At 68.6% G+C, this 12,295-nt stretch carries 10 protein-coding genes and 1 riboswitch; of the genes, 5 read left to right on the forward strand and 5 right to left on the reverse strand.

Features of this window, described 5'->3' with window-relative positions; genetic code table 11:
• Nucleotides 1-78 precede the first annotated feature (78 nt).
• Complete coding sequence (locus OHZ10_RS01850) at nt 79-1,545, forward strand: glutamate synthase subunit beta (protein ID WP_174994257.1); 1,467 nt, start codon at nt 79-81, stop codon at nt 1,543-1,545.
• A gap of 161 nt (nt 1,546-1,706) precedes the next feature.
• The gene (locus OHZ10_RS01855; RefSeq protein ID WP_155627088.1) at nt 1,707-2,249 is read left to right on the forward strand and encodes a hypothetical protein; all 543 of its coding nucleotides are present in this window, start codon (nt 1,707-1,709) and stop codon (nt 2,247-2,249) included.
• A 42-nt stretch (nt 2,250-2,291) separates the two neighbouring features.
• On the opposite strand, the gene OHZ10_RS01860 is transcribed toward OHZ10_RS01855, so the two are convergent.
• Nucleotides 2,292-2,687 (reverse strand): hypothetical protein, encoded by a 396-nt coding sequence (locus OHZ10_RS01860; RefSeq protein ID WP_342703457.1) that lies wholly within the window; start codon nt 2,685-2,687, stop codon nt 2,292-2,294.
• A 446-nt stretch (nt 2,688-3,133) separates the two neighbouring features.
• Here OHZ10_RS01860 and OHZ10_RS01865 point away from each other — a divergent pair, with 446 nt between their 5' ends.
• Together OHZ10_RS01865 and thpR are read left to right on the forward strand one after the other, a co-directional pair.
• Complete coding sequence (locus OHZ10_RS01865) at nt 3,134-4,627, forward strand: alanine/glycine:cation symporter family protein (protein ID WP_174994260.1); 1,494 nt, start codon at nt 3,134-3,136, stop codon at nt 4,625-4,627.
• The gene (thpR, locus tag OHZ10_RS01870) at nt 4,624-5,190 is read left to right on the forward strand and encodes an RNA 2',3'-cyclic phosphodiesterase (protein ID WP_342703459.1); all 567 of its coding nucleotides are present in this window, start codon (nt 4,624-4,626) and stop codon (nt 5,188-5,190) included. Before OHZ10_RS01865 ends, thpR begins: the two co-directional genes overlap by 4 nt.
• Before the next feature lie 84 nt (nt 5,191-5,274).
• On the opposite strand, the gene OHZ10_RS01875 is transcribed toward thpR, so the two are convergent.
• From OHZ10_RS01875 to OHZ10_RS01890, 4 genes are all read right to left on the reverse strand, one after another.
• Complete coding sequence (locus tag OHZ10_RS01875; protein ID WP_342703461.1) at nt 5,275-6,558, reverse strand: D-amino acid dehydrogenase; 1,284 nt, start codon at nt 6,556-6,558, stop codon at nt 5,275-5,277.
• Between the two features lie 31 nt (nt 6,559-6,589).
• On the reverse strand, nt 6,590-7,852 hold the full coding sequence (locus OHZ10_RS01880) for an MFS transporter (RefSeq protein WP_342703462.1): 1,263 nt from the start codon (nt 7,850-7,852) through the stop codon (nt 6,590-6,592).
• A 129-nt stretch (nt 7,853-7,981) separates the two neighbouring features.
• Nucleotides 7,982-8,758 carry an SDR family NAD(P)-dependent oxidoreductase gene (locus OHZ10_RS01885; RefSeq protein ID WP_256085488.1) on the reverse strand — a complete coding sequence of 259 codons (777 nt, stop codon included), beginning with the start codon at nt 8,756-8,758 and terminating at the stop codon, nt 7,982-7,984.
• Nucleotides 8,755-10,524: an ABC transporter ATP-binding protein/permease gene (locus OHZ10_RS01890; RefSeq protein ID WP_342703464.1), complete on the reverse strand. Its 1,770-nt coding sequence runs from the start codon at nt 10,522-10,524 to the stop codon at nt 8,755-8,757. Before OHZ10_RS01890 ends, OHZ10_RS01885 begins: the two co-directional genes overlap by 4 nt.
• A 271-nt stretch (nt 10,525-10,795) precedes the next feature.
• Nucleotides 10,796-10,919, forward strand: a riboswitch (TPP riboswitch).
• A 224-nt stretch (nt 10,920-11,143) separates the two neighbouring features.
• On the opposite strand from OHZ10_RS01890, the gene OHZ10_RS01895 reads away from it, so the two are divergent.
• Nucleotides 11,144-12,280 carry an FAD-dependent oxidoreductase gene (locus OHZ10_RS01895; protein WP_342703466.1) on the forward strand — a complete coding sequence of 379 codons (1,137 nt, stop codon included), beginning with the start codon at nt 11,144-11,146 and terminating at the stop codon, nt 12,278-12,280.
• Nucleotides 12,281-12,295 lie beyond the last annotated feature (15 nt).

Consider the following 12,295-nt stretch of genomic DNA (forward strand, 5'->3'; position numbering starts at 1 on the left):
ACGACATAGCGAATGCCGCGCGCGCCTGACGGCCGCGCGCGGCTCCCCCACCCGATACACCGAACAGAAGAGCACCTTATGGGCAAGGCAACCGGTTTTCTGGAGTTCGAACGCCGCCACGAGGCGTACGAAGCACCGCTCACGCGCGTGAAGCACTACAAGGAATTCGTCGCGGCACTGACCGACGCGGACGCGAAGGTCCAGGGCGCGCGCTGCATGGATTGCGGCATCCCGTTCTGCAACAACGGCTGCCCGGTCAACAACATCATCCCGGACTTCAACGATCTCGTGTACCGCCAGGACTGGCAGCAGGCGATCGAAGTCCTGCACTCGACCAACAACTTCCCGGAATTCACGGGCCGCATCTGCCCGGCGCCGTGTGAAGCGGCGTGTACGCTCGGGATCAACAACGACCCGGTCGGCATCAAGTCGATCGAGCACGCGATCATCGACAAGGCCTGGGCGGAAGGCTGGGTGAAGCCGCAGCCGGCCGAGCACAAGACGGGCAAGAAGGTTGCCGTCGTCGGTTCGGGCCCCGCGGGCCTCGCCGCCGCGCAGCAGCTCGCGCGTGCCGGCCACGACGTGACGGTGTTCGAGAAGAACGACCGTGTCGGCGGCCTGCTGCGGTACGGGATCCCCGACTTCAAGCTCGAGAAGTGGCTGATCGACCGCCGCATGCGCCAGATGGAAGCGGAGGGCGTGACGTTCCGTACCAGCGTGTTCATCGGCAAGGACCCGCTGCCCGAGTCGATCGGCAGCCTCGCGAAGGAAACCATCTCGCCGGATACGCTGAAGGAAGAATTCGATGCCGTCGTGATCGCCGGCGGCTCGGAAACGCCGCGCGACCTGCCGGTGCCGGGCCGCGAGCTCGCGGGCGTCCATTTCGCGATGGACTTCCTGCCGCAGCAGAACCGCGTGAACGCGGGCGACAAGCTGGTCGACCAGCTGCTCGCGAAGGGCAAGCACGTGATCGTGATCGGTGGCGGCGATACGGGTTCGGACTGCGTCGGCACGTCGAACCGTCACGGCGCGAAGCAGGTCACGCAATTCGAGCTGCTGCCGCAGCCGCCGGAAGAGGAAAACAAGCCGCTCGTGTGGCCGTACTGGCCGATCAAGATGCGCACGTCGTCGTCGCACGATGAAGGTTGCGAACGCGACTGGGCGGTCGCGACGAAGCGCCTCGAAGGCAAGAACGGCAAGGTCGAGAAGCTGGTCGCGGTGCGCGTCGAGTGGAAGGACGGCAAGATGCAGGAAGTGCCGGGTTCCGAGTTCGAGATGAAGGCCGATCTCGTGCTGCTCGCGATGGGCTTCACGCAGCCGGCGGCGCCGGTGCTCGACGCGTTCGGCGTCGCGAAGGACGCACGCGGCAACGCACGCGCGGCGACCGAAGGCGATCGTTCGTACTACACGTCGGTCGACAAGGTGTTCGCGGCAGGCGACATGCGCCGCGGCCAGTCGCTCGTGGTGTGGGCGATCCGCGAAGGCCGCCAGTGCGCGCGCTCGGTCGATGCGTACCTGATGGGCCACACGGAACTGCCGCGCTGAGCTGAATACCGCGAGCGGGTTTCGATGAAAACCGGGCGTCCGACAGGGCGCCCGGTTTTTTTACGTGCACGGCAAGCGGGTTGCCGCTTAGCATGCGCGGAACAAGGCGAAGGGCACGGGCCCGATCGACGGCAGGTTTCTGCGTCGACCACGAGCGCGGCTTGCACACCATGTCTCGAGAAAACGCCCCGGAAGTCACCCGACCGTGCTTTGCGGCCGACGGCCAGCAGGTTCGGCTGGCGGAAATCGTTGCGCTGCTGCTTTCACACGGGCGGGGCCTTCACGTCGAAGACCATGCCTTCGTCGCGCAGCAGCGGCAGATCGACGTCGACGCGCACGTTACCGATTCGATCGGCGCGCGGATGACGCTGGAAGGCTTCGCGCAGTTCACGCCGGCCGACGACGTGCGAAGCACCTTTCCGCTTGCCGCGCTGCGCGACATGGTGACGAGCCTCGTGCAGGCCGGCATTCCGCCGGTGTTCGCTTCCGTGTGCGACGAATTCTGGCTGACCTACTGGCGGCTGCAGAAGCCCGACGTGCTGCCCACGGCCTGCCTGCGGCTTGAGAGGATCGCCAAGCAGATTCTGCAATACGCGCAATTCGCGGCGGTCGACCCCGCCAGGGCGCATTTTGCGCGCGTCCTGCTCGCAAGCGGGTTGTCAGGGCTGGTCTTCGACATCCCGGCCGAGTGGCGGCTTCCCTGACGCGTTGAAGGCGCAGTCACCCGGCGCGCCGATCCGGCGGGATCATCGATAGCCAGCGACGGGATCGGCCGCGCGCGGTTCGATGCCGGCAAACGAATGGCCTCGCGGCATCGGCCCGGCCGGTTCGGGCGGCAGCATTTGAAACTTCCCGAAGCCCGTGACGCGGCGCCCGTAATCGATCGTGGCGACGTAGCGTGCTTCGCCCGACTTCAGGTCGAAGCTCCACCAGCCGAACCTGTCGGCGTGATAACGCGGCATGCCGACGAACCCGATTTCGTCCGGGCGCATGCCGCGCGCTGCGGCGAACGCGAGAATGCTTGCCGCGAGTTCCGCGAGTTCCGCGAGTTCCGCGAGTTCCGCGAGTTCCGCGAGTTCCGCGAGTTCCGCGAGCGGCGCGTCGGGGCAATAGCCTGCGTCGGGCGCGTATCTGGAAATCACAGCGACGGCAAGCAACAGCGGGAAGAGTGCGATGGCTGCCGTGACGACAATCGGCGCGAGACGGCTGGCGAAGCGAATGACGGTTGGGATCGTGAGGGCGTGCGGAAACGTCCCGGGTCGGTGACGTTGCATCCCCTTGCGTCCGGTTCGGGCACGCCGGAAGGTCTCCGGACTGGTGTTGGGCGAGCGGCATTCGCAAGACATGTCGACGCCCGGATTTTCCTGCGGCGCGTGCTTGAACCTGTTTCCCGATCCCCTGGGCCGTCGCGGCAGTGCCTCCGCATTTTCGCGAAGCGTCGTCTAACCTGATGACATCCAGCCACGATTTCTCGCCATCTCAATTCCTTTCGTTTTGTAATAATTCTTGAAAACTGTCATATCATGTCGCCCCTCGGGCCGCATTTGCGGTGGTTGCATGTGACTGACCCTATTTACAAGGACTCTGGATGGAAGCATTCGTGCAAGGGCTGATCGAAGCCGTCAACGGCGTGCTGTGGAACTACGTGCTGATCGCGCTGCTGCTCGGCGCCGGCGCGTGGTTCACGTTGCGGTTCCGGATGATCCAGCTGAAGGCGTTGTTCCTCAGCATGAAGCTGGTCGGCAGCAAGGGCGAGCCGGGCAGCATCTCGTCGTTCCAGGCGTTCGCGACCGGGCTCGCGAGCCGCGTCGGCACCGGCAACATCGCGGGCGTCGCGGTTGCGCTGACGGTCGGCGGGCCGGGCGCGATCTTCTGGATGTGGATGACCGCGCTCGTCGGGATGTCGTCCGCGTTCGTCGAGGCGACGCTCGCGCAGATCTTCAAGGTGTCGCACCCGGACGGCAGCTTCCGCGGCGGCCCCGCGTACTACATCCAGACGGGCCTGCGCTCGCGCGGCTTCGGCGTGCTGTTCTCGCTGTCGCTGATCCTCGCGTTCGGCTTCGTGTTCAACGCGGTGCAGGCCAACGCGATCGCCGATGCGTTCCATACGTCGTTCGGCTGGAGCCGCGAGACGGTCGGCCTCTGTCTCGTGCTGCTGAGCGCACCGATCATCTTTGGCGGCATCCGCCGGATCGCGATGGTCGCGCAGGTGATCGTGCCGCTGATGGCGATCGGCTACCTCGCGCTCGCGGTCTACGCGGTCGCGACGCACATCGCGCTGGTGCCGGGCGTGATCGTATTGATCGTGAAGAGCGCGTTCGGCCTCGAGCAGGCGGCGGGTGGCCTGACGGGCTATGCAGTCAGCCAGGCGATCGCGATCGGCGTGAAGCGCGGGCTGTTCTCGAACGAAGCCGGGATGGGCAGCGCGCCGAACGCGGCCGCGACCGCGAGCACGCGGCACCCGGTCACGCAGGGGCTGATCCAGATGCTCGGCGTGTTCGTCGACACGATCGTGATCTGCAGCGCGACCGCGTTCGTGATCCTGCTGTCGGGCCAGTACGAACTCGGCACCGGGATGGAAGGCGCGGCGCTCACGCAGCGCGCGATTTCGAGTCACGTCGGCGACTGGGGCGGCATCTACATGGCCGTCGCGATCTTCTTCCTCGCGTTTTCGTCGGTGATCGGCAACTACGCGTATGCGGAAGGCAACGTCGAGTTCATCACGAAGCGGCGCGGCGTGCTGCCGTTGTTCCGCGTCGCGGTGCTCGCGATGGTGATGTTCGGCAGCGTCGGGCAACTGCCGCTCGTGTGGGCGATGGCCGATACGAGCATGGGGCTGATGGCGATCATCAACCTGATCGCGATCCTCGCGCTCGGCAAGTACGCGCACGCCGCGTGGGCCGACTATCGCCGCCAGCGCGCGGCAGGCGTTGCCGATCCGGTGTTCACGCGCAATACGATTCCCGAACTTGCGCGCGTGCTGCCGGACGACGTGTGGGGCGAGCACGGCCCGTTGCCGCAGCGTCCCGTGGCTTCGCCCGGCGCGTCCAGCGCGCCGCGCGGCGCGGTGCGCGAGTCATGAACGGCGACCGGCTCCGTGCGTTCGTCGCGCTGATGCCCGATGCGGCGTCGCGCGATGCGCTGCACGCGTTGCCGGTCACCCGTGGCGCGCGGCGCACGCTGCTCGCGCAACTGCACATGACGCTCGCGTTCATCGGCGCGATCGAACGGGAACGTTGCGACGCGCTGGCCGCGCACCTGCCCGCGCTCGCGGCCGTGCATGCGTTGCCGTTGCTGCCGGTCGAGCGGATCGCGTGGTGGCCGAGCCTGCCGCGCGCGAGGCTGATCGTCGCGGAGCTGGCGGCCGATCCGGCGTGCATCGCGCTGAATGCGGGGTTGTCGGCACTGCTTCGCGAACTGGGCGTGCCGGCCGACCGGCGGCCGTTCCGGCCGCATGTGACGCTCGCGCGGCTGCCGCACGATGCAGTCGGCCAGCCCGCACACGGTGGCGCGCCCGGGCGACAGGTCGTGCTGCGCGTTGAAGCGCTGACGCTGTTCGAAAGCCGGCTGTCGCATGAGGGCGTATCGCATCGGCCGATCGTGTCGGCGCCGATCGCCTGGTCGGAAGGCCGGGCAAAGAGTTGAGCGGTTTTCGCGACGCACCGCGATGGCCGCGCACGGTGCACTCGCGCCCGCGCATTGCGTCGACAGCGTTGCCCGGTGCCGAGCCTACCGGCCGTAGCGCGCGAGCGTCAGGCCCGACAGGTCGATATCCGGCTCGCGTCCGGTGACGAGATCCGTGAGCACCTTTCCCGAACCCATCGACATCGCCCAGCCCGTCGAGCCGTGGCCCACATTGAGCCAGAGCCCGTCGATCCCGCTCGCGCCGAGCAGTGGCGGCCCGTCGGGCGTCATCGGCCGGCGGCCGACCCAGAAGCGCGCCGACGCGCGATCGGCCGCGTGCGGGAACCAGTCGTCGAGCACCTTCATCAGCGTATCGAGCGCCTGCTGCCGCAGCGCCGCGTGCCGGTTGCCGAGCTCCGCGGTGCCCGCGACGCGCAGCGTCGGGCCGAAGCGCGTGATCGCCGTCTTCAGCGATTCGTCCATCAGCGCGGCGCGCGGCGCTTTTTCGTCGTCGACGACCGCGAGCGTCGCCGAATAACCCTTCACCGGATACAGCGGCACGTCGATTCCGTAAGGCCGCAGCAGGCCGGCGCTGTCGACGCCGAGCGCGACGACGATCGCGTCGGCGGCGAGCAGGGCGTCACTTCGTGCGGTATCGCCCGCTTCGCGCGAATCGACCCGCACGCCGCGTACCGTGCGGCCCGCGACATCGAGCGCGCGGATCCCGGTGCGAAAGCGGAACGTCACGCCGTGCGCCTCGCACAGCGCACGGAGTTCGCGCGTGAAGCGGGCGCAGTCGCCGGCTTCGTCGTCGGGCAGGTAGATGCCGCCGACGGGGGCCTGCCGCGCCCAGCGCAGGCCCGGTTCGATCGCCGTGCAGCCGGCCGCGTCGAGTTCGCGAAACGCGATGCCGGCATCGCGCAGCACGTGCAGTGCGGGCTGCACCAGCTCGACGTCGAATGGGCCGCGCAGCAGTTGCAGGTAGCCGCGGCTCGCGCCATAGTCGAACGGATAACGCTCGCGAAACGCATGCAGGCACGCGCGGCTGTAATACGCGATGCGCTGCATCCGCTGCTTGTTCACGCGGAACCGCTCGAGCTCGCATTCGCGCAGCCAGCGCGCGATCCAGCGCCACTGCGCGGCATCGAGCGACGGCCGGAAGATCAGCGGCGACGCGGGCTTGAACAGGTACTTGAGGATCTTGCCGGGCATCCCGGGCGCGGCCCACGGCGTCACGTAGCCGGGCGCGATCACGCCCGCGTTGCCGAGGCTCGTCGCCTGTGCGACGTCGGCCTCGCGGTCGATCACGGTGACGTCGCAGCCTGCTTCGCGCAGGTGCCAGGCGGTGGTGACGCCGATCACGCCGGCGCCGAGAACGATCACGTGCATGCGGGTTCCGAAACGAAGCGGTGGCTCACGATCACGACGCGACGGCCGGATCGTCGACGAGCGACTTGCCGCGCGTCTCCGGCAGCACGAGCGCGGCGACGATCACGAGCAGGTAGCCGCCGCCCGCGACGAGGCCGATCGCCTTCACGAGCGACATCGATTGCGACAGCGAGCCGACGAGGATCGGAAAGAACGAGCCGAGCCCGCGGCCGAGGTTGTAGCAGAAGCCCTGGCCCGAGCCGCGGATCGCGCCCGGATACAGCTCCGACAGGTACGCGCCGATACCGGCGAAGATCCCCTGCACGACGATGCCGAGCGGGAAGCCGAGCAGCAGCATCGCGGTATCGGTGATCGGCAGCATCGTGTACGCCATGCCGAGCGCGAACGAGCCGATCGCGAACAGGATGAACGACGCGCGGCGGCCGAGCCGGTCGGACAGGATCGCGCCGACCACGTAGCCGACGAACGAGCCGACGATCAGCACGACGAGATAGCCGCTCGTGTTGAACACCGACAGGTGGCGGACGGTCTTCAGGTAGGTGGGCAGCCACGTCGTGATCGCGTAGTAGCCGCCGAGCATCCCGGTGCACAGCGCGCTGCCGAACAGCGTCGCGCGCAGGTGCGGCGGCGAGAAGATCGCGAGGAAGTGACCGGACACGCGGCCTTCGTCGCGCGCGCGGCGCGTGGCCGTGTAGATGTCGGGATCGCTGACGTTGCGGCGGATGTACAGGATCCACAGCGCGGGCGCGATGCCGATCCAGAAGCACGCGCGCCACGCGACCTGCTCGGGCAGCAGCGCGAAGAACGCCCAGTAGAGGATCGCGGCCGCGGCCCAGCCGAACGACCAGCTGCTCTGCACGGTGCCGACGGCCTTCGCGCGATGCTCGGGCGAGCGGATCGTTTCGGCCATCATGATCGTCACGACCGACCATTCGCCGCCGAAGCCGAAGCCCTGCAGCGTGCGGGTGGCGAGCAACTGCCAGAACGAATGCGTGAAACCGGACAGGCACGTGAACAGCGCGAACGTCGCGATCGTCCACTGCAGCACGCGCACGCGGCCGTAGCGGTCGGCGAGGATGCCGGCGGCCCAGCCGCCGATCGCCGACGAGATCAGCGAACTCGTCGCGATCATCCCGGCCTCGCTCTTCGACATGCCCCACGTGGCGATCAGCGTCGGGATCAGGAACGAATAGATCATGAAGTCGAACGCATCGACCGCGTAGCCGCCGAAGCCGGCGTACAGCGTCCGGCGCTCGCGCGTCGACAGTTCGGTGAACCACTGGAATGCCTGCATGCTTGCCGCCCCCTCTCGTCTTGTCTCGTCTTGCGCTGCCGCGTGGCGGCTATTTTACGGGCGCGATCCCGCGCGCCAAAAAGGCGGATGCAGGTTCGTGCGGGCAAGCAGGAAAGAGGGGGAGACGCGTCAGAGCGTCAGGCCGCCGTCGACGTGAATGACCTGGCCGGTGATCTGGCGGGCCGCGTCCGACAGCAGGAACGCGATCAGCGCGGCGACGTCGTCGGGCTCGGCGATCCGGCCGAGCGGTGTCGCCTGTTCGGCCTGCGCCCACGCGGCGGCGTTGCCGGCGCTCGGGCCGTGGTCCTTGCGCGTGAAACCCGGCGCAACCGCGTTGACTGTGATGCCGTGCGCGGCGAATTCGGCGGCGGCGGTACGCACGAGCGATTCGAGCGCGGCCTTCGCGGCGGCGGTCGCCGCGAACGGCGCCGCGGCGCGGTAGCGGTGCGCGACGAACGAACTGACCGCGACGATTCGCGGGGCGGCTGACGCTTCGAGCAGCGGCCGCGCGCGGCCCGCGAGCGCGGAGAACGCGCCGGGCATCGCCGCGAAGGCGGCCGCAAGCGCGTCCGCGGAAAGGCCGGAAAAGGATTGCCGCGCGGCGAAGCCGGCGTTCGCGACGAGCTGGTCGAGCCCGCCGAAGCGCGTCGCGGTGGTATCGACCAGCGCGGCGGCAACGCCCGGTTCGCCGAGATCGCCGGTCAGCGTGATGCATGCCGCACCGGCCGCCGTGCACGCTTGTGCGACTTCGGCGAGCCGCGCCCGCGCCGCATCGTCCGCGCCGCGCGCATGCAGCGCCAGCGCGATGCCGGGCGCCGCAATCCGCCGCGCGAGCGCCGCGCCGATCCCCGAGCCTGCGCCGGTGATCAGCGCGATGCGTTCGACGTGCGCGGCGCGTGCGCTCACGCGGCGACCTTGTCGCCGGCGTTCGCGCGTTCGACGTTGATCGTGCCGACGTGGAACGCAGCCAGCGACTCGCGGTGCGCGATGCTGACGATCGCGGCCTTCGGCAGCCGTTCGGCGAACAGGTGATAGAGGCGTGCCTCGTTGTCGGCGTCGAGCGCGCTGGTCGCTTCGTCGAGGAACAGGAAATCCGGCTTGTGCAGCAGCACGCGTGCGCCGGCAAGGCGCTGCTGCTCGCCCGGCGACAGCACGCGCGTCCAGTGCGCGGTCTCGTCGAGGCGCTCGACGTAATCCTCGAGGCGGCACGCACGCAGCGCATCGCGGCAGGCTTCGTCGCTGAACGTGTCGGGCGTCGCCGGATAGGTGAGCGCGGCCTTCAGCGTGCCGATCGGCAGATAGCTCGTCTGCGGCACGAACATCATCCGCGCGCCGACCGGTGCATCGATCGCGCCGTCGCCGAACGGCCACAAGCCCGCGAGCGCGCGCATGAACGTGCTCTTGCCGGAACCCGACTTGCCGATCACGAGCCAGCGCGAGCCCGGCTCGATCGTGACGCTGCCGATGTTCGCGAGCGCGTTGCCGTTCGGCAGCGCGAGCTTCAGCGACGACGTCGACAGCTTCGCGCCGTCGATGTAGTGCAGGTTGATGCCGCCGTGCTCGGTCGCGGGCGACAGGCTTTCCTTCAGGTGCGACGTGCCCATCACGCGCTTGAATTCGCGCAGACGGTTGACGGTGGCGCGCCATTCGACGAGGGTCGAGTAGCTGTTGATGAACCACGAGAACGAATCGCTGACGGTGCCGAACGCGGACGAGATCTGCATCAGCACGCCGAACGAGAACGCCCCCGCGAAATAGCGCGGCGCGGCGACGACGAGCGGGAAGATGATCGCGATCTGCCCGTAGAAGCTCAGCACGAACGTGAGCCGCTTCGTGTACTTCATCACGCGCCACCAGTTGTCGCGGATGCGCATGAAGAGGGTCTGCGCGTTGCCGGTCTCGGTCTTCTCGCCGTCGTAGAACGCGATCTGCTCGGCGTTCTCGCGCACGCGGATCAGCCCGAAGCGGAAATCGGCCTCGACGCGCTGCTGCTGGTAGTTGATCGACACGAGCGGATGGCCGACCTTCTGGATGATCAGCGAGCCGATCACCGCGTACAGCGCGGCTGCCCACACCATGTAGCCGGGAATCGAGATCGGCGTCGCGCCGAGCGTGAACGTCAGCGCGCCGGCGAGCGACCACAGGATCGTGATGAACGACACGAGCGTGACGACCGTCGACAGCAGGTCGAGCGACAGCGCGAGCGTCGTGGTCGCGAACGACTGGAGGTCGTCGGTGATCCGCTGGTCGGGGTTGTCCGCGAGGCGATCGCGTTCGATCCGGTAGAACGCGCGATCGCCGAGCCACTGGCCGAGGAGCCGGTCGGTGAGCCACTGGCGCCAGCGGAAGCCGAGCATCTGCCGCAGGTAGCGGCCGTACACGGCGAGGATGATGAACGCGAAGGCGAGCGCGGAGAACTGCATCAGCAGGTTCGGGAAGTCGTGGACGTCCTTCGACTGCAGCGCGTTGTAGAACTGCGCGTTCCACTTGTTCAGCCGGACGTTGATCCAGACCACGCAGAGGTTGATCGCGATGATCGTGACCAGCAGGCCCCACGCGATTTTCCATTCGGACGATACCCAGTAGGGCTTGATGAGGCTCCATGCGGATACCGGGCGCTCGTCCTGCGGCGCGTCGGAGGCGGAGCGGACGGGATCGATCGATTGGGTCATGTGCTTCCTGATGAGTAGCCGGCGCGCGGGCCGGGCGAAGCCGGGCGCGCGCCGCGATACGGCATGCCGGGGCGCGGCGCCGACTGACGGCGGGCGCACGGATGGTCGCCCGCGCGTCTTAAACGGCACTTAAGGGCCGGCGGTGACGCGGCAACCGGCCGCTTGCGGCGGCCGGCCTGCGGGCATTGTGCCAGAGCGGCGCGGGCCGACGGCGAATTTGCCCCGCCGGTGACAGTTTGCGGCGCTTTCCGCTTTTATGGTCTAATGACCGACGACGAAACAGGGGTGCTTTGTGGCGTGGCCGGCGAATGTTCCGGGCAGCGCGGCGAGGCTGAGAAAAACCCTTTGCACCCGATCCGGGTAATACCGGCGAGGGAAGTTTCTGATCCCGCCGGGTCGCGCTGGCTGCCATCCCACATGGTCAGCGCCCGAGTCCGCCCGGCCGGCCTTTGCTGCCGGTTTCGTCCTTTTGGGTACGCGCATTGCGCGTTACGGAAGGAATGATGACCGCACAATCTTCAGTCTTTTGCTTGATTCCCGGCCCGATGTCGCGTGCGTTCGCACGTGGCGGCGCGGGTGCGTCGACGTTCGTCGTGCGCGCTCCCGAGGAGGGCGCGCGATGAACGTTCAGGATGCACGGCCCGATTTCGCAGTGCTCGGCGGCGGCCTCGTCGGCCGCCTGATCGCGTGGCGGCTCGCGGGCGACGGGCATCGCGTCGCGCTCTACGAGCGCGGCGGCCCGGACGGCGAGCAGTCGGCCGCGTGGATCGCGGCCGCGATGCTCGCGCCGCTCGCGGAAGCGGCGAGCGCGGAGCTGCTGATCACCGAGCTCGGCGCCGCGTCGCTCGCGCGCTGGCCGCAATGGCTCGCGGAACTGCCCGAACCCGTCTTCTTCCAGCATCACGGCACGCTCGTCGTCTGGCACCACGCGGATCGCGCGGAGGCGCCGCTGTTCGAGCGGCGCGTGCGTGCGAACGCGCCGGCCGACCTGTTCGACGGCGGCTTCGTGACGCTCGCCGGCGCGCAGGTCGATGCAGCCGAGCCGACGCTCGCGGGCCGTTTCGCACGCGGCCTGCTGCTGCCGCGCGAAGGCCAGCTCGACAATCGCCAGGCGCTGCGCGCGCTCGCGGCGGGCCTTGCCGAACGCGGCGTCGACCTGCACTGGCACGTCGCGATCGACGATGCGAACCTGCCCGCCGCCCATTTCACGATCGATTGCCGCGGGCTCGGCGCGAAATCCGCGCTGCCCGCGCTGCGCGGCATCCGCGGCGAAGTCGCGCGCGTGCATGCGCCCGGCATCGGGCTGACACGGCCCGTGCGGCTGCTGCATCCGCGGTACCCGCTGTACATCGCGCCGAAGCAGGACGATCTCTATGTAATCGGCGCGACCGAGGTGGAGGGCGAGGACATGTCGCCCGTCAGCGTGCGCTCCGCGCTCGAACTGCTGAGCGCGGCGTTCTCCGTGCATCCGGCGTTCGGCGAGGCGCGCATCCTCGAACTCAATGCGCAGTGCCGGCCGACGCTGCCAGATCACCGCCCGGCGGTGATCTGGGACGGCGCGTCGACGCTCGCCGTCAACGGCCTGTACCGGCACGGCTTCATGATCGCGCCGGAAGTCGCGCAGGCGGCCGTCGCGTTCGCGCAAGCCGCGCTCGGCGGCGCGTTCGCTGATGCCGACGCGTTCGCCGCGTGGCGCGACGCCGCGCGCTGGCCGACGCTCCTTCATCACCGTAACGACGCGCGCCAGCCGGCCTGACGCGCGCGCCGACCG

It is taken from the genome of Burkholderia arboris (assembly GCF_038723655.1).
Lineage (GTDB): Bacteria > Pseudomonadota > Gammaproteobacteria > Burkholderiales > Burkholderiaceae > Burkholderia > Burkholderia arboris.

Excerpts from the sequence above, each read along its gene's own strand:
- OHZ10_RS01850 (WP_174994257.1), top strand. The coding sequence starts at position 79 with ATGGGCAAGGCAACCGGTTTTCTGGAGTTCGAACGCCGCCACGAGGCG.
- OHZ10_RS01865 (WP_174994260.1), top strand. The coding sequence starts at position 3,134 with ATGGAAGCATTCGTGCAAGGGCTGATCGAAGCCGTCAACGGCGTGCTG.
- thpR (WP_342703459.1), top strand. The coding sequence starts at position 4,624 with ATGAACGGCGACCGGCTCCGTGCGTTCGTCGCGCTGATGCCCGATGCG.
- OHZ10_RS01875 (WP_342703461.1), bottom strand. The coding sequence starts at position 6,558 with ATGCACGTGATCGTTCTCGGCGCCGGCGTGATCGGCGTCACCACCGCC.
- OHZ10_RS01880 (WP_342703462.1), bottom strand. The coding sequence starts at position 7,852 with ATGCAGGCATTCCAGTGGTTCACCGAACTGTCGACGCGCGAGCGCCGG.
- OHZ10_RS01890 (WP_342703464.1), bottom strand. The coding sequence starts at position 10,524 with ATGACCCAATCGATCGATCCCGTCCGCTCCGCCTCCGACGCGCCGCAG.
- OHZ10_RS01895 (WP_342703466.1), top strand. The coding sequence starts at position 11,144 with ATGAACGTTCAGGATGCACGGCCCGATTTCGCAGTGCTCGGCGGCGGC.